Raw genomic sequence first — 19,708 nt, 5'->3', positions numbered from 1 at the left:
CGCGGCACCTGCCGCGGCCGTCGTGTGCTCCCCGGCGGGGCGGGGTATCGGACGGGCGACCCGGACCCCGAACCACGTTGTGGAGGCCGTCATGACCAGCACCCCCGAAGAGCCCCTGTCCGACGACGACATGACCACCGTCCCCGCCGGGGACCCCACGATGGGCCTCGCCGAGTCCGGTGACTCCGACGGGAGCGACGGCGACGCCACCGACAGCACCGACGGCGACGCGGGTGACGCCGACGGCACCGACGGCGGCGACTCCGACGGCGGCGACTCCGACGGCACCGACGGTGACGCCTCGGACGGCGACGCGACCGACACCACCGACGGCGACGCGGGTGACTCCGACGGCACCGACGCCTGAGCGTTGACCGACCTCGCCCCGACGCCGGACCGCAACCCGGCGCTCGACCTGCTCAGCGGTGACGCCCGGACCTTCCTGGAGAAGGTCTGGGCGTCCCGCGTGCACCTGCACCGCACCGCCCCCGCGGACCTCGTCGGGCTGCTGTCGCTCGACGACGCCGACCACCTGCTGACCTCGACCGCGATCCGCACGCCGTCGGTGCGGCTGGCCCAGGACGGGTCAGTGCTCGCGGAGTCGACGTACACCCGCTCGGCCACCCTCGCCGGGAAGCCCCTCACCGGCCTGGTCGACGGCCGCAAGGCGCTCGAGGCCTTCGCCGGCGGCGCCACCGTCGTCCTCCAGGGACTGCACCGCTACCACCCGCCGCTGACCCGGCTGGTCGCCCAGCTCGAGCTGGAGCTGGGCCACCCGTGCCAGGCCAACGCGTACCTCACGCCGCCCGGCTCGCAGGGCTTCGCGGTCCACTCCGACTCCCACGACGTGTTCGTCTTCCAGACCGCCGGCACCAAGCAGTGGGAGGTCCACGGCGAGGACGGGCCGGAGGAGGTCCTGCTAGAGCCCGGCCTGTCGATGTACCTCCCGACCGGCACGCCCCACGCCGCGCGTGCCCAGGACACCGTCTCGCTGCACGTCACCATCGGCATCAACCAGCTCACCTGGCGCGGCCTCGTCGAGCGCGCGGTGCGCCCGCTGCTCGCCGAGGTCCCCGACGACCACCTGCCCGCCGGCTACCTCGACGACCGGGCGCCCCTGGCCACCGGCCTCGCGGACCGGCTCGAGGCGCTGGCCGCCCGGGTCCGTGAGGTCGACGCCGGGGCCGCGGCGGCGCAGGAGGTACGGCGCTTCCTCACCACCCGCCCACCGCGGGTGCCCGGCGGGCTGCACGACGTGCTCGCGCTCGACTCCCTCACCGACGACACCCTGCTGCGGCGACGGGCGGGCCACCCCTGCGTGCTGCTGCCCGCCGACGGCGGGCGGCTCGAGGTGCTGCTCGGCGACCGGGTGCTCGAGGTGCCCGCCCGGCTCGCGCCGGCCCTCGAGGGGGTCCGCGCCCGCGCGGAGCTGCGGCCGGCCGACCTGGCCGACCACCTCGACCCGCAGTCGCGGCTGGTGCTCTGCCGCCGCCTCGTCCGGGAAGGGCTGCTCGAGGTCCTCCGGTGACGACCGCGCCGTTCCGCTGCTCCGCGGCCAGCACCGGCCGCGGCGAGGAGCCCGCCGGCACGGCCTCCACCGTCCGCGCCTTCCTGCTCCTCGAGCACGCCGGGCCGTGGGGCGTCGACGCGCTGCGCGACGCCCGGCTGCCCGACGGGCTCGGCGCGCGGATCGCCGCGGCAGCGGCCGCGGCCCGCGTGCGACCACTGCTCGTCCGGCGCCCCGCGCTCACCCGCGACGCCGGCTCCGGACTGCGGGTCTTCGCCGCGTCCTGCCTGCCGCAGGGCACCCGCCTGGAGGCGGGGACGCTGGCCGACCCCCACGAGGTGCTCGACCTCGACCTCGCCTCGCTCCGCGGGGGCGGCAGCAGCGGCCTCGACCCGCACGACGGCACCGTCCTCGCGGTCTGCACGCACGGTCGCCACGACGCCTGCTGCGCCGAGCTCGGCCGGCCGGTCGCGGCCGCGCTCGCGGCCGTCCACCCCGAGGAGACCTGGGAGGTCTCCCACATCGGCGGCGACCGGTACGCCGGGAACCTGCTGCTCCTGCCCGACGGGCTCTACTACGGCCGGCTCGACCCCGCCGCCGCCCTCGCCGTGGCCGCCGCGTCCACCCGGGGCCACCTCGAGCTGGACCACCTGCGCGGGCGCACGGCGTACCCCATGCCGGTCCAGGCCGCCGAGGTCGCGCTGCGTCGCCACCTCGGCGAGACGCGGCGCGACGCCGTGCGCTGGGTGGACCGATCCGTCGGGGGCTCGGCGACGAACCGGGTGACGAACGCAGTGTTCGAGGTCGCCGGCGGGGTCTGGTCGGTCCGGGTCCGCACCGTCGAGGGACCGCCGGCCCGGCTCACCTGCCGTGCGACGCGCGAGAACCCCACGCCCCGGCACGAGGTCGAGGCGGTGACCCCGGAGGACGCCGGATGACCAGCCCGACCGCCGACGTGCCGCTGCAGGTCCTCGCCGGCCCGCGCACGCACGGCGTCGTGGAGTACGCCGCACAGCTGGCCGCGGCGCTCGGCGCCCGCACCCTGGTCGGCGACGCCGACGTCCTGGACGGGCCGGTGCCGGACGGCCCCGTGCACGTGCACTTCACCGAGCGGCTCCTCGGCCCGACGGCGGCGACGTCGGTGCGCCGGGTGGTCGGCCTGTGCCACCGCGCGCCGACGACCGTCACGCTGCACGACGTGCCCCAGCCGTGGGCCTCGGAGGAGCGGGTGTGCGCCTACGCCGAGGTCGTCCACGCCGCGGCCGGGTGGGCGGTGAGCAGCCACCACGAGGCCGACCTGCTCCGGCGCGCGCTCGCCCGGGTCGGCGCCGACCACGACCTGCCGCCCGGCACGGTCGTCCACCTGCCCGTCGTCGGACACCCCGTCGTCGGACTCCCCGTCGTCGGACACGGCGAGCGGCCCGCCGCCCGTCCGGGACCCGAGGGGCCGGCGACCCTGGCCGCCCTGGGCTTCGTCTACCCCGACAAGGGCCACCGCGAGCTGCTGCAGGCCGCCACCGAGCTGCGCGCCCGGGGTCGCGAGGTGGACGTCGTCTGCCTCGGCGCCCCGGTCCCCGGGCACGAGGACCTGCTCGACGAGCTGCACCGCCGCGCCCGCGCCGGGGGCGTCGGCCTCACCGTGACCGGGTGGCTGCCCGACGACGAGCTGGCCGTCGCGATGGCGCGGGTGGGGGTGCCGGTCAGCGGCCACCGGCACCTGTCGGCCTCGGCCTCGGTCAACCGGTGGCTCGCCGTCGGCCGTCGGCCGCTGCTCCTCGACGGGCCCTACGCCCGCGAGATGGACGCGCTGCGGCCCGGGGCGCACGTGCTCCACGACGACGCCGGCCTGGTCCCCGCCCTCGAGCGCGCGCTCGACGACCCGGCCTCGACCTGGCTGCCCGACGGGGTGGTGCCGGCCCCCGACCTGGCGGCGGCCGCCCGGCAGTACGCCGCGTGGTGGGCCTCGGTCCACCGCACCGTCGCCGACCCCGTCCAGCCGGTCTTCGTGCCGTTCCCGTGAGCCTGCGCCGACCACCCGCCGGCAGCGCGGTCCCCGGCAACCGCTGGGACCTCGCCCCCGCGCGCCCCGGCCCGCGGCCGACCGTCACGGTGGTCGTCACCCACTACGAGCAGCCGCGCGAGCTGGCCCGCACCCTCCACGCGCTCAACCGGCAGACCCACCCGGCCGACCGGCTCGAGGTGGTCGTCGCCGACGACGGGTCCGGCACCGCACCCGAGGTCCCGGACGGGGTGCGGCTGGTCCGCCAGGCCGACGAGGGGTTCCGGGCCGCCGCCGCACGCAACCTCGGCGCCGCGGCCGGCACCGGCGAGGTGCTCGTCTTCCTCGACGCCGACACCACCCCCGAGCCGGGATACGTCGCGGCGCTGGCGCGGCTGCCGCACCGGCTCCCCGAGGCGCTGGTCGTCGGGCGCCGCCGGCACGCCGACCTCGCGGACGTCCCGGTCGACGCCCCGGTGGAGGTCGCCGGGCCGGCCCACGAGCTGCCCGCGCCGGCCTGGCTGGCCGACGGGTACGTGCGGACCCGGGACCTGCGCGACGCCGACGACACCTCCTACCGCTACGTCCTCTCCGCCGTCGCCGCCTGCAGCCGCTGGCTGCACGAGGAGGTCGGCGGCTTCGACGAGACGTTCCGCGCCTACGGCGGCGAGGACTGGGAGTGGGCCGCCCGCGCGTGGCGGCACGGCGCGCTGCTGGCGCACGTGCCGGCCGCGGTCGCCTGGCACGACGGGCCCGACTTCGCCGACCGCCCGCCCCGGCCCGACGACCGCGACCGGGCGCTCGCGGAGACCCTGGCCGTGGCGCGGCGGGTGAGCGCGCCCGGGGCGGCGCCCCGCGGGCTGCTCGTCGGCCCGGCCGACCCGGTGGTCACCGTGGCCGACGACCTGGACCCGACCGGCCTGGTCGTCGCCCTGGACAGCCTGCTCGCCGCGCTGCCGAGCGCCCGCGTGCACCTCGCCCCCGCGGCAGCCGCGCTCGTGGCGGGCGACCCGCGGACCACCGCGGACCCGGTCGACCCGGTCGCCGCCGACCACGCCTGGCACCTCCACCTCGACGCCGCGGCCCGCGGTCCGGCCGAGGCCTGGCGGGCGGTGGTGGCCCGGCTCGCCGGCCCGGAGCCACCGGGCACGCTGCGGCTGACCGGCCCCGACGGCACGCCCCTGCTCACGGCGCACGCGCTGCGCGGCGTACGGCGTCGGCGGCGGTGGGGGCGCACCGACCTCGCCGCCGACGCCGCCGAGCCGGCCGCGGCGCTCGGGCTCGCGCCGGTGCCGCCGACCACCTCGCTCGAGGCGCACCTCGGCGGATGGGGCTAGACCGCCGGGCTGCGGCGGAGCGCACGTGACCTGGTTCACAGCAGGGTGTTGACGCGTGTCAAGAACACGTTCTAGTTTCGGCGCATGTCAGCCCCCACCACCGCCGTCATCGGCGCCGGCATCAGCGGCCTCACCGCCACCAAGATGCTCGGCGACTACGGCGTGCCCGTCACGACCTTCGAGAGCTCCGACCGGGTGGGGGGCAACTGGGCCTTCGGCAACCCCAACGGGCACAGCAGCGCCTACCGGTCGCTCCACATCGACACCTCGAAGTACCAGCTGTCCTTCAAGGACTTCCCGATGCCGGAGCACTACCCCGACTTCCCGCACCACACCGACATCAAGGACTACCTCGACAGCTACGCCGACGCGTTCGGCGTGCGTGAGCGCATCGAGTTCCAGAACGGGGTCGTCCACGCCGAGCGGCTGCCCGGTGGCGGCTGGGAGCTGCAGACGCAGCGTGGGGAGACCCGGCGCTTCGACCTGCTCGTGGTCGCCAACGGCCACCACTGGGACCCCCGCACCGCTCAGTTCCCCGGCGAGTTCACCGGGGAGTCCATCCACTCCCACCACTACGTGGACCCCTGGACGCCGCTGCACCTGATGGACAAGCGGATCCTCGTCGTCGGCCTGGGCAACAGTGCCGCCGACATCACCGTCGAGCTCTCCCAGCGGGTCCTGCGCAACGAGGTCACGCTCTCCACCCGCAGCAGCGCCTGGATCGTGCCGAAGCTGATGTACGGCAAGCCCGCCGACATGAACTACAAGACCTACCCGCAGCTGCCGCTGTCCTGGCAGCGGAAGGTCGCCCAGTGGGGCCAGCGGTTCACCGGCTCGGACCCGACGAACTACGGGCTGCCCTCGCCCAACCACAAGTTCTTCGAGGCCCACCCGACCCAGTCCACCGAGCTGCCGCTGCGGCTGAAGTCCGGCGACGTGACCGCGAAGGGCAACGTCGCCCGCCTCGAGGGCGGCACGGTCCACTTCGAGGACGGCACGTCGGGGGAGTTCGACGTCATCGTCTACGCCACCGGCTACAACCTGACCTTCCCGTTCTTCGACCCCGACTTCATCAGCGCGCCGGAGAACCGGATCGACCTCTACAAGCGGATCATCAAGCCGGGCCTCGACGACCTGCTCTTCGCGGGCTTCGCGCAGGCGACGCCCACGCTCTTCCCGTTCGTCGAGAGCCAGGCGCGGCTGATCGCGGCGTACGCCGTGGGGGAGTACGCGCCGCCGTCGGTCGCCGAGATGCAGGAGGTGATCCGCGCCGACGACGCGCTCTACATGGGGCACATGCTCGACCGGCCGCGGCACACCCACCAGCTCGACTACTTCGTCTACGAGCACCAGATGCGGACCAAGGAGCTCCCGGCCGGACGCGAGCGCGCCCGCCGCCTCGGCACGCCGGTGCTCGCCGGACGGGCCGCCCAGGGCACCCCGGGGACCGCGCCGACCGGGACGCTCGCGGAGCCGGCCGTCCCGTGAGCCCCGCCGCCACCCGGGGGGACCAGCGCCGGGCCGCCCTCCTGGAGGCGCTGGACCACCACCTGCGCGACGCCGGCCGCGACGCCCGGCTCGAGGACATCAACGTCGCGGACCTCTCGCGGCGGGCCGGGGTCACCCGGTCGGCGTTCTACTTCTACTTCGAGAACAAGGCCGCCGCCGTCGCCGCCCTGATGGACGAGATGGAGGACGACGCCTGGGACGCCGCCGGCCTGCTCGGCGGGGAGGGCGTCATGCGCGACCGGGTCGCGGCTGCGATCCGCACCGTCGTCGAGGGCTGGCGGCGGCGCACCCACGTCCACCTCGCGATGCTGGAGGCCCGCGCCACCAGCGCCGCCGTCCGGGAGCGGTGGGAGTCGCGGACCGCGTCGTTCGTCGAGGTCGTCGCCGCCCTCGTCGAGTCCGAGCGGGCCGCCGGGCTCGCGCCCGCGGGTCCGTCGGCCACCGCCGTCGCCACCGCCCTGCTCGACCTCAACGACCGCACGCTCGAGCGCCTCGTCCGCGCGCCCGACGACGCCGACTGGGACCCCCACGTCGACGCCGTCGTGCACCTGTGGACCAGCGCCATCTACGGGAGGACCACCCCCTCATGACCAGCCAGACCAGCCAGACCAGCCAGCCCACCCAGCAGACCGGCCAGCAGGCCCACGAGCCGCGCACCGTGCGGCACGACGTCGCCTTCACCTCCGCGGGCGCCGAGCTCTCGGGGTGGCACTTCCCGGCCGCCGCCGGACCCGGTGCGGAGCTTGCCGGCCCGGCCGGGCGGCCCGTGGTCGTCATGGCGCACGGCCTGGCCGGCACCAAGGACTCCGGGCTCGAGCCGTACGCCGCCGGCCTGGCCGCCGCGGGCCTCGACGTGCTGGCCTTCGACTACCGCGGCTTCGGCACCTCCGGCGGCACCCCGCGGCAGACCGTCTCGATGGCCGGCCAGCTCGAGGACTACCGCGCGGCCATGACCGCTGCGAAGGGGCTCGACGGCGTGGACCCCGAGCGGATCGTGCTCTGGGGGGTCTCGCTGGCGGGCGGCCACGTGCTCGCCGCCGGCGCCGGCCGCGACGACGTCGCGGCCGTCGTGGCGCTCACCCCGCTGGTCGACGGCCTCGCGGCCGGCCGGCTCGCCCTGGCCCACCACAAGCCCTCGGCGATGCTCCGCTCGACCGTCGAGGGCTTCCGCAGCCGGGTCGCCGGGCCGCGGATGATGCCGGTGGTCGCCCGCCCGGGCGAGCTCGGCGCGCTGACGCTGGACGGGTGCTACGAGGACTACCTCGCGATCGCCGGTCCGAGCTGGCGCAACGAGGTCGACGCGACCGTCGGGCTCGAGCTCGGCGGGCACCGACCGGGCAGGCACGCCAAGGACGTCACCTGCCCGCTCCTCGTGCAGATCGCCGACTTCGACCGCAGCGCGCCGCCGCACGCGGCGCTGAAGGCGGCCTTCGAGGGCCGGGCGGAGGTGCGCCACTACCCCTGCGACCACTTCGACGTCTACGCCGGCAAGCAGTGGTTCGAGGCGGCGCTCGCGCACCAGGTGGCCTTCCTGCGCCGGCACCTCGCGCCGGCCGCCTGACCGGCGGGCCGGGCGACCGTTTCGCGCCGGTCGGGTCGAGGTGCGACCATCGCACCTCGTGATCGACGCATGACCCGGACCGAGCGGATCCGCACCACCCTCCGCGGCCTGCGGGTGGACACGACCCCGCTGCGGGACTCCCGCGACTTCCGGCTGCTCTTCTGGGCCGGCACGGTCTTCTACTTCGGCGGCATGGTCAGCTACGTCGCGGTGCCGTACCAGGTCTACTCGCTGACCGGCTCCAACTTCGCGGTCGGCGCGATCGGCCTGGCCGAGCTGGTCCCGCTGGTGGTCTTCGGCCTGTACGGCGGGGCGCTGGCCGACCACGTGGACCGGCGCAAGCTGCTCATCTGGACCGGTGTCGCGCAGGCCTTCTTCACAGCCGTGCTGGCCGCGAACGCGTTCCGCGACGAGCCCGACGTCTGGGTCGTCTACGTGGTGGCGGTCTTCCTGGTCTCCTCCTCGGCGCTGCAGCGGCCCTCGCGCGAGGCCCTCCTGCCGCGCACCGTGCGGCACGACCAGATCATGGCCGCGAACGCCCTGGGCAGCCTCGGCATCCAGGCCGGCGTGCTGGTGGGCCCGGCCATCGGCGGCGTGCTGATCGCCTCGGTCGGGCTGGGCTGGTGCTTCGTCCTCGACGTCACCGGCCTGGTGGTCGCCACGCTGCTCTACGTCCGGATGGGGTCCTACCCGCACCGGGCCGAGACCACCCCGCCGAGCCTGGCCGGCATCGGGCAAGGCATCCGCTACGCGATGTCGCGCCGCGACCTGCTCGGCACCTACCTCGTCGACATCGCCGCGATGCTGCTGGCCCTGCCCGTCGTGCTGTTCCCGGCGCTGGTCGAGGAGGTCTTCGAGAACCCCGAGCTGCTCGGCGCGCTCTACATCGCCCAGACGCTCGGCGCGATGGTCGCCACCGCGACGAGCGGGTGGACCAGCCGCGTCCACCACCACGGCCGGGCGATCGTCCTGGCCGCCGCGGCGTACGGCGCGTGCGTGGCCGTCGCCGGCGTGATGCCGTCGTTCTGGCTGGTGCTGCTGTTCCTCGGCCTGTCCGGCACCGCCGACATGATCTCGGGCATCTTCCGGGCCACCGTCTGGAGCCAGACGATCCCCGAGACGATGCGCGGCCGACTGGCCGGCATCGAGATGCTGTCCTACTCCCTCGGCCCGCTCGGCGGCCAGGTCCGGGCCGGCGTGACCGCCGACCTGTGGTCGGTGCGCGGCGCGATCACCAGCGGCGGCGTCGCCTGCTTGGCCGGGGTGGGCCTCACCGCCGCCTGGCTCCGCGACTTCTGGTCCTACGACGACCGCACCGACGAGCACGCCGTGGCCGAGCGCGCGGTGCGGACCGCGGCCGGCGAGGCCTGAGCCGGCACCACAGCCAGCACCAAGCACCGGCTCAGGGGACCGCAGCCAGCAGCGCGCCCGGCTCGACGCTCCCCGCGGCCCGCTCGAGCACGTCGCACAGGTCGGCGTAGTCCTCCAGCGCGACCGTGGCGCTCAGCGTGAGCCCGCAGCGACCGAGCAGCCAGGACCACTGCTCGGTCACCAGGTCCGCGCCCACGCCGCGGTGGCCGAAGCGGGCGTAGGCGACGTCGCGGCCCTCGAGGTCGATCACCTCCTCGTCCTCCAGGGCGAACGAGTCCAGGAGGGTGCCGAGGTCGGCGAGCGCGGCGGCCCGCCAACCGACCAGGTCGCCGTCGAGCCGGACGGGCACCTCGGTGCGGCGCAGGACCACCTCGGGCGGCACGCCGGAGCCGGGCGGGGGGCCGCCGCGCGCGGCGAGCAGGACGTCGGGGGCCGGGTCGGGGTGGTGCTGCCAGCCGGTGGGGACGGTGAGGAGGGCGGTGGTCGTCATGCGGCCACGCTGCCCGGCGCCGGCCCCGCGGCGTGCCCCTCGACGACCGGGCTGGGGAGCCCCGGGCGCGGACGCTCCCTGTGGAGGGGAGGTGGGCTACCGGTCGAACGCCGCGCGGACGTCGGCCTCGCTCAGCCCGTAGTCCTCGATGGCGTAGCGGTGGGACGGCTTCGCGGCCCCCTGCTTGGACTCCCGGTCGATCTCCTCCATCGCGCCCTGCGCGTCGGGCGTCCAGTCGAGCCCGAAGCGCTCGTAGACCGACCGCGCGGTGCCGAGCGGGTCGGCGAGCAGGTCGGCGAAGGCGACGTCGACGAACTGGGCCTGGTCGTAGCGCCCGCGGGCGTCGTGGAAGGAGTGGTAGGCGCGCGACCACAGGTCGAGCTGGGTGCGGCCGATCGTCTCGCCGACGTACGTCGTGGAGTGCCCGGTCGTGGTCTCGGCCGAGAGCGAGCACGAGGAGGCGATGCACACGACCGGGTCGCGGTGGGTGTAGACGACCAGCGCGTCGGGGTAGACCGCCATCAGCGCGTCGAGCGCGGTCATGTGCGAGGGGTTCTTGAGCACCCACCGCTTGTCGGGGTCGTTGAGGCCGACGAGCTGGAGGTTCTGCCGGTGCCGGGCGTAGGCGTCGGTCCAGTCCTGCTCGGCGAGCCAGGCGGAGTACCGCGGGACGTTCGCGAGCGACTCGTAGGAGCTGGACTTCCCGGTCTGGCGCAGGAGGCGCCAGCACTCCTCGACGGTGGTGGCGTCCATGTAGTGGATGCCCATGTACTCCGGGCTCTCCACGTGGTGGGCGGAGAACGCCTGCTGCATCGCGCCGAAGATCGGATCGGAGTCCCACGTCTCCCGCGGCGGGCGGGGCTGGGGGTACTGCGTCAGCCACATCTCCAGGCCCTGCGCCCGGGGGTCGGCGTGGAGCAGGCGGTGCAGGGCGGTGGTGCCGGTGCGCGGCAGGCCCATGACGAAGACCGGACGCTCGATCGGCACCTCCGCGTGCTCGGGTCGGGCGGTGAACTGCGCCTGGGTGAGCAGCCGCCCGACGAGCGCGCTCTTGACCTCCGAGCGCTGGAAGTAGTTGCCGCGGGGCGTGAGACCGGCCTCGGGGGAGGCGAGGTCCTCGACCAGGACGCGCAGCCCCTCCTCGTGGGCGGTGCCGCCGAGGTCGTCGAGGCCGGTGGTGCGCACGGCCGCCGCGAGGATGTCCTCGTAGGTGCCGACGTCGGCGCGCTCGCGGGTCATCACGTTGAGGCCCTCGGTGGCGCCGCTCATCGGTGGAACTCCCCGCAGTCGACGTTGAGCACCTGGCCGGTGACCGCCGAGCACAGGTCGGTGGCGAGGACGAGCGCCGCGCGGGCGACCTCGGCGGGACTCGCGAGCCGCTTGAGGTCGGTCGGCGCGGCCTTCTCGGCGTACACCTCGTCGTGGGTGCGGCCCGACTCCGAGGCGAGCCAGTCGAAGTAGCCCTTGTTGACGTCCTCGTAGATGTAGGACGGCGCCACGCTGTTGACCCGGATCCCGCGGGGACCCAGCTCGGTGGCCAGCGAGGACGACAGGTGCTCGAGCGCGCCCTTGGACAGCTTGTAGCCGGCGAACTCCTCCTGGGACTGGTAGAGCACGCAGGAGTTGACCATCAGCACCGAGCCGTGGGTCGCGGCCAGGGCGTCGGCGAACAGCGCCGACAGCCGCAGCGGTGCGAAGACGTTGGTCTCGTTGGCGGCGCGGAGGCCGTCGAGGTCGAGGCTCGTGAGCGGGTCCATGGGTGGGATGCCGAACGCGTTGTTGATCAGGCAGTCGACCCGGCCGAACTCCTCCAGGGCCCGCTCGACCAGCGCGACGCGCGAGGGCTCGTCGGTGATGTCGGTGGGTACGACGAGCGCCCGGCGACCCAGCGAGCGGACGGTCTCGGCCATCTTCTCCAGACGTCGCTCGGTGCGGCTGACCAGGACGAGGTCGGCGCCCATCCGGGCGGCCTCCTCGCCGAAGGCCCGGCCCAGGCCCGGGCCGACGCCCGAGAGCACGAGCACCTTGCCCTCCAGGAGCGGGAGCGGCCGGTAGCGGGCCTCGACGTCGGCGTCGGTCTCGACGTGGGCGGTGGCGGTCTGCGGGCTCAACTGATCATCCTTCGGGCCACGGAGCGGGTCCGGGCGGCGATCCGCGCGGCGTACTCCTCGGGGGTCACGGGAGCGGGGTGCGGGAGGTGGTCGCGCACGGAGTCGAACGGCACGACCTCGACGGTGGGGCCGTCCTCGGGGCCGAGGTCGCGCTCCAGGCGCTGCCAGCGCAGCATCATCGCGCCGGTGCGGTGCCCGGTGGTCTCGAGCCAGTTGGCGATGCCCGGGTCCCGCTCGGAGACGACGAACCGCATCCTCCCGTCGGGGTCGGTGACGGCCTGGGCCTTGGTCAGCGAGGTCTGGTGGGTCTCGTAGTCGGTGGAGACGTACCAGTCCGAGCCGATCTGCACCGCCTGGTAGGCGCAGTCGGTGCACTCGGGCACGGTGATGACCAGGGCCTGGTCCTCGTCGAGCTCGTAGTGGCCGATCGAGGACCGCTGCGAGGCGAGCCCGCCGGGGGTCGACCGCGGCGCGGTCAGGGTGTTGACCGGCTCCTCGTACTGGAAGAAGTGGGGGAAGGCGAACCACGTCTGGATCGAGCTGGTCAGCGCCCGGGCGGCGACCTCGTACTTCTTGGCGAGCGTGGCCTGCGACAGCGGCTTCGCCGGCCGGCCCAGGGTGTCGGGCCGCTCGATCCACAGCACGCCGCGCTCCTCGGTGTCCCAGTCGTTGAAGACCTCGCGGACGATGAGCGTCTTGGCGCCGGGCTCGGCGGTGTAGGTGAACTCGAAGGTGCCGTCCTCGGCGATGTCGAGCTCGCGGTCGTCGAAGGCGAGCATCGACGTCGCCGCGCTGGTGGCGGTGTAGGCCCCGCCCATCACCTGGAAGGACAGGTCGGCGCTCGTGCCGCGGCGGCCGCGCACGACGTACTCGACCCCCTCGCGCAGGTAGGCGTTGAAGTAGATCGCGTCGGGGTTGTCCAGGCCCTGCCGGGAGAACTGGTGGGTCGGGTTGACGAAGAGCGGACGCTCGAGGTCGTAGTCGAAGGCCGTCTGCATCGCCATCCGGATCCGCCCGGCGAGGTAGTCGTAGCCCTCGAGCCGGTCCTGCTCGGTGCGGATGAACGGCGCGTTCGCGATCAGCTCCTCGGCCTCGGCGATGGCGTCCTGCAGCGGCTTGGTCAGGCCCAGGGAGCCGCTCACGGGTTCACCTTCGCGATGACGCTCTCGCCGAACCGCTCCAGCGCGGCGACCTTCTTCTCCAGCGGCTCGGTGTCGGGGCCGACGATGTAGGGCACGCGGAACCCGACGATGCAGTCGGTGACGCCCTTGTCCTCGAGGCGCTTGATGCCGTCGGGGGTGTAGGCGTCGTAGGAGATGACGTGGACCTCGAAGTCGTCGCGGGTGTCGCCCTCCTCCTGGCGGATCTCGGTGAGCCGGGCGAGCAGCCGGTCCAGTTCCTCGCCGTCGCCGCCGGCGTGCATCCAACCGTCGCCCTTGCGCACCGCCCGCCGCAGCGCGGCGTCGGCGTGCCCGCCGACCAGCAGCGGCACCCGCTCGGTCGGGACCGGGCTCTGCTTGAGCGGGGCGACGTCGTAGAACTGGCCGCTGTAGGAGAAGTAGCCCCCGCTGGTGAGCCCGCGGACGATGTCGAGGCACTCGTCCATCCGCTTGCCGCGGCGCTCCCACGGCACCCCCATCGCCATGAAGTCCTCCGGCCACGGCGAGAGCCCGACGCCCAGCCCGAGCCGGTTGCCTGAGAGGTAGGCCAGGGAGGAGGCCTGCTTGGCGACCAGCACCGGCGGCCGCACCGGCAGCTTGAGGACGAAGGGGGTCAGGCGCAGCGTGGTGGTCTGCGCGAAGACGTGGGCGCAGAGCACCATCGTCTCGATGAAGTCCTTGTCCTCCAGGAACTCCCGGTCGCCGGTGTCGGTGTAGGGGTAGGTGGAGTCGGACTCCTCGGGGTAGACCAGGCTGTCGGCCACGGTCATGCTCGTGTAGCCGGCCGCCTCCGCCGCCTGCGCGAGGGGCGCGTAGTACTCCACCCGGGTCATGGCCTCGGCGTAGGTGAATCGCATGTCGCGAACAGTAGAACGTGTTCCATTTCTGTGCCAGGGTCGTCCCGTGGACCTGGACGAGCTCGTCGACCGCACCGAGATCGCCGCGGTGCTGACCCGCTACACCCGAGCGATCGACACCGGCGACTTCGACCGGCTCGACACGGTCTTCACCCCCGACGCGCGGATCGACTACACCGAGTCGGGGGGGATCGCCGACGGGTACGACGCGGTCAAGCCCTGGCTGGCCGAGGTGCTGCCGGCGTTCTTCCCCCGGCGGATGCACACCCTCGGCCAGGTCGACGTCGACCTGGCCGGCGACGAGGCCGAGGTGGCGGCGTACTTCCACAACCCGATGCCGGTGACCGGCGAGGACGGCGCCGAGCGGGTCGTGGAGTTCGGCGGGATCTACCACCACTCGATGGTCCGCACGCCCGAGGGCTGGCGCAGCCGACGACTGCACGAGCAGATCGTCTGGAAGCGCGCCTAGGCTCCCCTGCCATGGGCCTCCCCGACGAGAAGCCGGCCGGCCTGGACTCCCCGCTCGTCCCGAAGGTGCTCAAGCGGGTCGCGCAGGTCCAGGTCGCGGCCTTCCGCGCGACCAACGGCCGCGTCGGCAGCAGGTGGCGCGTCGGCGCCGGCTGGCGCAGGCCCGTGCCGACGCTGCTGCTCGACCACGTGGGGCGGAGGTCCGGCAGTCGGTTCACCACCCCGCTGCTCTACCTCGAGGACGGGCCGGACCTGGTGGTCGTCGCCTCCCAGGGCGGACTGCCCAAGCACCCCCAGTGGTACCGCAACCTGCTGGCCCAGCCCGACACCGTGGTCGCCCTGCGGGGGGAGCGGGTACGTCGCGTGCGGGCCCGGGTCGCCGACCCCGAGGAGCGGGCGGCGCTCTGGCCGCGGCTGGTCGAGCTGTACGCCGACTTCGACCGCTACCAGCGCTGGACCGACCGCGAGATCCCCGTCGTGGTGCTCGAGCCGCGCTGAGCCCGGCACGGCGCAGCTCGGCGCACCTCGGCGCAGCATGGCGCACCGGGGCCGCCCCGTGGTCGCGCGGTTGGCCGATCAGGTGCCGTCCCCGACAATGTCCCCGTGGCCCCCGACGAGCTGAGCGACGAGCGCCCCGAGCGCGCCGACCGACCCGTGCTGACCGGCCTGCTCGCGCTGGTGGGCGTGGGACTGGTGGTCGGCCTGGTGCTCGGCGGCGTGGCGCTCGGCGCGGTCAGCGTGCTCGGGCTCGGCGGCGACAGCAGCGAAGGGGGCGGCTCCTCGGACGGGCAGTCGTTCTACCTGCCCAAGCCGGAGCCGACCGAGGAGCCCAGCGACCCGTTGGTCACCCTGGCCCCCGGTCAGGAGGGCAGCGCGGACGACGAGCCGTCGGCGGAGGAGACCTCCGAGGAGCCGGAGGAGGGCGAGATCACCCTGTCCTCGGGCCAGACCAGTGTGACCCCCATGCAGCAGATCGACCTCACCGGGGTCTACCCCGGCGGCGAGGGCGCGATCCTGCAGGTGCAGCGGATGGCCGGCGGGGCGTGGGTGGACTTCCCGGTGACGGTGTCGGTGAGCAACGAGACGTTCACGACCTACATCCAGACCGGCCAGCTCGGCGAGAACGAGTTCCGCGTCGTCGACACCAGCAGCGGGCTGGAGTCCAACCCCGTGAAGGTCACGATCGGCTGACCCCTCGGGCCGGCAGGGTCGGTCCCGGCCGCGCCGCGCGGTCGGCCTCGCGCACCCACCAGCCGACCCAGGCGGTGCCGACCAGGCCGAGGACGCCCACGGCGATCGACGCCGCGGCGAGCGGCGCGACGGCCGCGACGCCGGCCACCAGCAGCGGGCCGCCGGTGTTGCCCAGGTCGCCGCACAGCCGCCAGCCGCCGAGGAACTGGGAGCGTCCGACCGCCGGCGCGGCGTCCGCGCCGAGCGTCATCACGATGCCCGAGCCGAGCCCGTTGCCGACCGCGATGAGCGCGACGACCGCGGTCACCGCGGCGACCGAGTGCGCCAGCGGCAGCAGCAGCGCCGCGACCGCCACGCTCAGCACGACCGGCACCGCCACGACGGTCCGGCCGCGGGTGTCCATCAGCCAGCCGCCGGGGTAGAAGAACGCGATGTCCACGGCGGCGGCGACGCCGAAGATCACCGAGGTGGTCGAGGCCGGGATGCCGACGTGGTCCGCCCACAGCGGGAGCAGGCCGTTGCGGACCGACCGGGAGGCGCCGATCACGACCACGGCGGTGCCGAGGGTCAGCAGGGTCCGGCGGTGCGCCCGCAGCACCGCCCACACGCCGAGGTGACCGCCGGCCGCCTGCTGCTGGTCCCGCCCGGCAGCGCCGAGGTCGGGCATGAGCAGCGCCATCAGGCCGGCGACCACCGAGAGCCCGGCGGCGAGCACGAAGGTGGCGCGCAGGTCGGCGAGGTGGATGAGCACGGCGCCGAGCAGCGGCCCGACCAGCAGGCCCACCCGGTGCGCCCCACCGAGCGCCGCCAGCGCGCGAGCGCGGTGGGCGAGCGGGACGGCGTCGATCATGAACCCCTGCCGGGCGAGCAGGAACGCCGTCCAGGTCATCCCGCTCAGCGTCACCGCGATCCCCAGGACGAGCACCGAGGAGCTCAGTGCGGCGGCCACCATGACGACCGCGTCGACCATGCCGGCCGCCACCAGCGTCCGGCGCTCCCCGATCCGGGCCACCAGCGCCCCGGCCGGCAGGGAGGCCAGCAGCATGCCGACGCCGAGGAGGGCGACGACGGTCGCGGCGGTGCTGACGTCGGAGCCGAGCTCGCGGGCCCGCAGGGCCAGCACCGGCATGACCGCGCCGTGGCCGGTCGCGTTGACGACCGTCGGGCCGTACGCCGCGACCGCGACGTCACGCAGCCGGAAGCCGCTCCCGCCGGTGCTCGGCGCGCGCCCGCTCGACCTCCGCCTCGCCAGCAGCCTCGCCACCCGCCCGATCCTGCACGACCCGCGGTCGCCGCTGGCCGGCGACCACCCCACCGAGCACGAGCAGCACGCCGAGCGCCTGGACCGGGCCGAACGCCTCGCCGGCGACCAGCACGCCGAGGCCGGTGCCGACCACCGGGTTGAGCAGCCCGACGATCGCCACCGCGCCCGCCGGCATCCGGGCGACCCCGCGGAACCAGCAGACGTAGGCCAGCACGGTCCCGGCCCCGCCGAGCCACAGGTAGCCCGCGAGTGCCGGGAGGTCGACCGCGGGCGGCGGTCCCTCGACGAGCAGGGCCACCGGCAGCAGCGCGAGCCCGCCGACGACCAGCTGCCAGGAGACCAGGGTCAGCATGTCGACCGGCGCCGGCCAGCGCTTGACCAGCACCAGGCCGACGGCGGAGGCCACCACCGACGCCGCCGCCGCGGCGAGGCCGACCGGGTCGACGCCGCCGGGGTTCTGCAGCACCAGCAGCCCGACGCCGGCCAGCCCGACCAGGGCCGCCACCACCCGCGCCCCGGACGCCCGCTCGCCGAGCGCGACGTAGGCGATGCCCACCACGGCGAGGGGGAGCGTCGCCTGGAGGGTCGCCGCCAGCCCGCCGGGCAGCGAGTACGCCGCGAGGAAGAGCAGGGGGAAGAACAGCCCGATGTTGCACAGCCCGAGCACGACCGACCGCCACCACCAGACGCCGGTGGGCAGCCGCCGGCGCCACGCCAGGAGGAGCAGGCCGGCGGGGAGGGCGCGGGCCAGGGCGGCGAAGAGCGGGCGGTCGGGCGGGAGCAGCTCCTCGGTCGTGAGGTACGTCGTCCCCCAGACGACCGGCGCGACCGCGGTGAGGGCGACGGTGCGCCACCAGATAGTTTCCACGGAAGACAAAGTATCTTCCGAGTCAGATATATTCCAAGCCGTGGAGGACCCGGACTTCGTCGGCACGGTCATCGCCCAGTGGCGGGCCGAGCGGCCAGACCTGGACGTCGCGCCCCTGGGGGTCGTCGCCCGGTTGCACCGGCTCGCGGGCCGGCTGACCGAGGAGCTGGTCGCCGTCTACGCGCGGCACGGGCTGGGGGAGGGCGAGTTCGACGTCCTCGCCGCGCTGCGGCGCGCCGGCGCGCCGTACGAGCTGGCGCCGAGGGTGCTCGCCGCCTCGACGATGGTCAGCTCGGGCGCGGTCACCAAGCGGGTCGACCGCTGCGAGCAGCAGGGCTGGGTCACCCGGCGGGTCGACCGCCAGGACGGCAGGGGACGGGTCGTCGCGCTGACCGACGCCGGCCGCGCGCTCATCGACCGGGCCTTCACCGAGCACGTCGCCAACGAGCACCGGCTGCTCGCGGGCTTCAGTGCCGAGGAGCGCGCGCAGCTCGCCGGGCTGCTGGAGCAGTGGGGCCGGGCGCTGGAGTCCGGCGACTAGTCTGCGAGGCATGACCGAGACCGCGCAGACCTCTTCCGGCCCCCGCATCGTCGTCGGCAACGACGGCTCCGAGCCCGCGCTGCACGCGCTGGAGTGGGCGCTGGACCACGCCCGCGCGGTGGGCGGCTCGATCACGCTGCTGCGCGCCTGGACGATGTCCACCGCACCGCGCCCGAAGACGCAGACCTTCGGGTACGTGCCGCCGCGCGCCGACTTCGAGGCCGCCGTGCTCGACGACCTCCGCGGCGACGTCGCGGACGTGCTCGCCGCCCGGGGCGAGGGCGTGGAGATCTCCTACGAGGCCTACTGCGGCCCCGCGGGGAACTCCCTGCTCGAGGCCTCGCAGCACGCCGACCTGGTCGTCGTCTCCGCCCGCGGCCGCGGTGGGTTCCGCGGCCTGACCCTCGGCTCGACGACCGACCAGCTGGTCCGGCACGCGGCCTGCCCGGTCGTCGTCGTCCGCGGCGCCCGGACCAACGAGACCGAGCGCACCCGCACCCTCGACGTGGCGCTGCAGCCCTCCGAGTGAGGGCCCCCCGGCGGCGGTGCCGCTGCCGGGGGAGCCCGTCAGGACCGGCCCGTCAGGACGGGACGTAGTCGAACGTGTCGGGGTTCGGGCCGGTGCGGCCGTCCTCCCCGCGGTCGAGCGCGCTGATCTCCGCGACCTCGTCGACGGTGAGCGAGAAGTCGAAGATGTCGAAGTTCTCCCGGATCCGCTGCTCGGTCACCGACTTCGGGAAGATGATGTCGCCGCGCTCGATGTGCCAGCGCAGGGTCACCTGCGCGGGCGTCTTGCCGTAGGTCGCCGCGATCCGGCCGATGACCTCGTCGTCGAGGACCGCGCCCTGCGCGATCGGCGACCACGCCTCGACCTCGACGCCGTGGCGGATCGAGGCGGCGCGCGCCTCCTCGTTGCAGAAGTAGGGATGCACCTCGATCTGGTTGACCGCCGGCACGACGCCGGTCTCCTCGACGATCCGGTCGAGGTGGGCCGGCTGGAAGTTCGAGACGCCGACGGCCCGGGCGCGGCCCTGCTCGACGAACTCGGCCAGCGTGCGCCAGGTCGAGACGTAGTCGCCGTCGTACAGCGTCGGCAGCGGCCAGTGGATGAGGAAGAGGTCGATCGTGTCGAGGCCGAGCTTGTCCAGCGTCTCGTCGAAGGCCCGGCGGGCGTCGTCGGGGCGGTGGAAGCCGTTGTTGAGCTTGCTGGTGATCCACAGCTCGTCGCGGGCGATGCCGGCGGCCTTGATCGCCTCGCCGACACCCGCCTCGTTCTGGTACATCTGCGCGGTGTCGATGTGCCGGTAGCCGATCTCCAGCGCCGTGCCCACCGCGGCCGCCGTCTCCTCCGGCGGCACCTGGTACACGCCGAAGCCGAGCTGCGGGATCGTCGTCTGGTTGTTCAGGGTGATGGTCGGAACGGTCATGTGGATCGACAAGACCAGGCGGGTCCAAATCCTTCCGGCCTGGGCCG

General features: G+C 74.6%; 22 protein-coding genes. 14 read left to right on the top strand and 8 right to left on the bottom strand.

Annotation, left to right across the window (positions count from 1 at the left end):
* Positions 1 to 91 precede the first annotated feature (91 nt).
* From OSR43_RS19615 to OSR43_RS19575, 9 genes are all read left to right on the top strand, one after another.
* Entirely contained in the window at positions 92 to 367 is a 276-nt protein-coding gene (locus tag OSR43_RS19615) for a hypothetical protein (protein ID WP_302268475.1), read from the top strand.
* A 3-nt stretch (positions 368 to 370) separates the two neighbouring features.
* Positions 371 to 1,528 (top strand): cupin domain-containing protein, encoded by a 1,158-nt coding sequence (locus tag OSR43_RS19610; protein ID WP_302268474.1) that lies wholly within the window; start codon positions 371 to 373, stop codon positions 1,526 to 1,528.
* A complete protein-coding gene (locus OSR43_RS19605) occupies positions 1,525 to 2,445 on the top strand; it encodes a sucrase ferredoxin (protein WP_302268472.1) in 921 nt (306 codons plus the stop codon). Before OSR43_RS19610 ends, OSR43_RS19605 begins: the two co-directional genes overlap by 4 nt.
* Positions 2,442 to 3,527, top strand: a complete 1,086-nt coding sequence (locus tag OSR43_RS19600; RefSeq protein ID WP_302268471.1) for a hypothetical protein — start codon at positions 2,442 to 2,444, stop codon at positions 3,525 to 3,527. The genes OSR43_RS19605 and OSR43_RS19600 overlap by 4 nt, the downstream gene beginning before the upstream one ends.
* The gene (locus tag OSR43_RS19595; protein WP_302268470.1) at positions 3,524 to 4,843 is read left to right on the top strand and encodes a glycosyltransferase; all 1,320 of its coding nucleotides are present in this window, start codon (positions 3,524 to 3,526) and stop codon (positions 4,841 to 4,843) included. The genes OSR43_RS19600 and OSR43_RS19595 overlap by 4 nt, the downstream gene beginning before the upstream one ends.
* Before the next feature lie 84 nt (positions 4,844 to 4,927).
* Complete coding sequence (locus tag OSR43_RS19590; protein WP_302268469.1) at positions 4,928 to 6,331, top strand: NAD(P)/FAD-dependent oxidoreductase; 1,404 nt, start codon at positions 4,928 to 4,930, stop codon at positions 6,329 to 6,331.
* A complete protein-coding gene (locus OSR43_RS19585) occupies positions 6,328 to 6,942 on the top strand; it encodes a TetR/AcrR family transcriptional regulator (protein ID WP_302268468.1) in 615 nt (204 codons plus the stop codon). Before OSR43_RS19590 ends, OSR43_RS19585 begins: the two co-directional genes overlap by 4 nt.
* Positions 6,939 to 7,913, top strand: a complete 975-nt coding sequence (locus OSR43_RS19580) for an alpha/beta hydrolase (protein WP_302268467.1) — start codon at positions 6,939 to 6,941, stop codon at positions 7,911 to 7,913. The genes OSR43_RS19585 and OSR43_RS19580 overlap by 4 nt, the downstream gene beginning before the upstream one ends.
* A 69-nt stretch (positions 7,914 to 7,982) precedes the next feature.
* On the top strand, positions 7,983 to 9,284 hold the full coding sequence (locus OSR43_RS19575) for an MFS transporter (protein WP_302268466.1): 1,302 nt from the start codon (positions 7,983 to 7,985) through the stop codon (positions 9,282 to 9,284).
* A gap of 31 nt (positions 9,285 to 9,315) precedes the next feature.
* On the opposite strand, the gene OSR43_RS19570 is transcribed toward OSR43_RS19575, so the two are convergent.
* The 5 genes from OSR43_RS19570 to OSR43_RS19550 form a co-directional block, all read right to left on the bottom strand.
* Positions 9,316 to 9,774 carry a hypothetical protein gene (locus OSR43_RS19570; protein ID WP_302268465.1) on the bottom strand — a complete coding sequence of 153 codons (459 nt, stop codon included), beginning with the start codon at positions 9,772 to 9,774 and terminating at the stop codon, positions 9,316 to 9,318.
* 96 nt (positions 9,775 to 9,870) lie between these two features.
* The gene (locus OSR43_RS19565) at positions 9,871 to 11,043 is read right to left on the bottom strand and encodes a sulfotransferase (RefSeq protein WP_302268464.1); all 1,173 of its coding nucleotides are present in this window, start codon (positions 11,041 to 11,043) and stop codon (positions 9,871 to 9,873) included.
* Positions 11,040 to 11,885 carry an SDR family oxidoreductase gene (locus OSR43_RS19560; protein WP_302268463.1) on the bottom strand — a complete coding sequence of 282 codons (846 nt, stop codon included), beginning with the start codon at positions 11,883 to 11,885 and terminating at the stop codon, positions 11,040 to 11,042. Before OSR43_RS19560 ends, OSR43_RS19565 begins: the two co-directional genes overlap by 4 nt.
* Entirely contained in the window at positions 11,882 to 13,027 is a 1,146-nt protein-coding gene (locus tag OSR43_RS19555) for a hypothetical protein (RefSeq protein WP_302268462.1), read from the bottom strand. The genes OSR43_RS19560 and OSR43_RS19555 overlap by 4 nt, the downstream gene beginning before the upstream one ends.
* Entirely contained in the window at positions 13,024 to 13,902 is an 879-nt protein-coding gene (locus OSR43_RS19550) for a TIGR03619 family F420-dependent LLM class oxidoreductase (RefSeq protein WP_302268461.1), read from the bottom strand. The genes OSR43_RS19555 and OSR43_RS19550 overlap by 4 nt, the downstream gene beginning before the upstream one ends.
* Positions 13,903 to 13,948: 46 nt before the next feature.
* Here OSR43_RS19550 and OSR43_RS19545 point away from each other — a divergent pair, with 46 nt between their 5' ends.
* The 3 genes from OSR43_RS19545 to OSR43_RS19535 all read left to right on the top strand — a co-directional run bounded on the left by OSR43_RS19545 (position 13,949) and on the right by OSR43_RS19535 (position 15,561).
* Positions 13,949 to 14,371 (top strand): nuclear transport factor 2 family protein, encoded by a 423-nt coding sequence (locus tag OSR43_RS19545; protein ID WP_302268460.1) that lies wholly within the window; start codon positions 13,949 to 13,951, stop codon positions 14,369 to 14,371.
* Positions 14,372 to 14,382: 11 nt separating this feature from the next.
* Positions 14,383 to 14,868, top strand: a complete 486-nt coding sequence (locus OSR43_RS19540; protein WP_302268459.1) for a nitroreductase/quinone reductase family protein — start codon at positions 14,383 to 14,385, stop codon at positions 14,866 to 14,868.
* Positions 14,869 to 14,973: 105 nt separating this feature from the next.
* Positions 14,974 to 15,561, top strand: coding sequence for a hypothetical protein (locus OSR43_RS19535; RefSeq protein ID WP_302268458.1), 588 nt, complete (start codon positions 14,974 to 14,976; stop codon positions 15,559 to 15,561).
* On the opposite strand, the gene OSR43_RS19530 is transcribed toward OSR43_RS19535, so the two are convergent.
* Together OSR43_RS19530 and OSR43_RS19525 are read right to left on the bottom strand one after the other, a co-directional pair.
* Positions 15,548 to 16,825, bottom strand: coding sequence for an MFS transporter (locus OSR43_RS19530; RefSeq protein WP_302268457.1), 1,278 nt, complete (start codon positions 16,823 to 16,825; stop codon positions 15,548 to 15,550). The genes OSR43_RS19535 and OSR43_RS19530 overlap by 14 nt on opposite strands.
* Positions 16,749 to 17,693 carry a DMT family transporter gene (locus OSR43_RS19525; protein ID WP_302268456.1) on the bottom strand — a complete coding sequence of 315 codons (945 nt, stop codon included), beginning with the start codon at positions 17,691 to 17,693 and terminating at the stop codon, positions 16,749 to 16,751. Before OSR43_RS19525 ends, OSR43_RS19530 begins: the two co-directional genes overlap by 77 nt.
* A 40-nt stretch (positions 17,694 to 17,733) precedes the next feature.
* On the opposite strand from OSR43_RS19525, the gene OSR43_RS19520 reads away from it, so the two are divergent.
* Positions 17,734 to 18,234 (top strand): MarR family winged helix-turn-helix transcriptional regulator, encoded by a 501-nt coding sequence (locus OSR43_RS19520; protein ID WP_302268455.1) that lies wholly within the window; start codon positions 17,734 to 17,736, stop codon positions 18,232 to 18,234.
* A 10-nt stretch (positions 18,235 to 18,244) separates the two neighbouring features.
* Positions 18,245 to 18,763, top strand: a complete 519-nt coding sequence (locus tag OSR43_RS19515; RefSeq protein WP_302268454.1) for a universal stress protein — start codon at positions 18,245 to 18,247, stop codon at positions 18,761 to 18,763.
* A gap of 52 nt (positions 18,764 to 18,815) precedes the next feature.
* Here OSR43_RS19515 and OSR43_RS19510 read toward each other — a convergent pair whose 3' ends face one another.
* Positions 18,816 to 19,661, bottom strand: coding sequence for an aldo/keto reductase (locus OSR43_RS19510; protein ID WP_302268453.1), 846 nt, complete (start codon positions 19,659 to 19,661; stop codon positions 18,816 to 18,818).
* Positions 19,662 to 19,708: the final 47 nt, after the last annotated feature.

Origin of the sequence: Nocardioides sp. Arc9.136, from assembly GCF_030506255.1 — a bacterium.
GTDB lineage: Bacteria > Actinomycetota > Actinomycetes > Propionibacteriales > Nocardioidaceae > Nocardioides.
The sequence above is the reverse complement of the archived record's forward strand: the minus strand, read 5'-3'. Positions and strand labels throughout refer to the sequence as shown.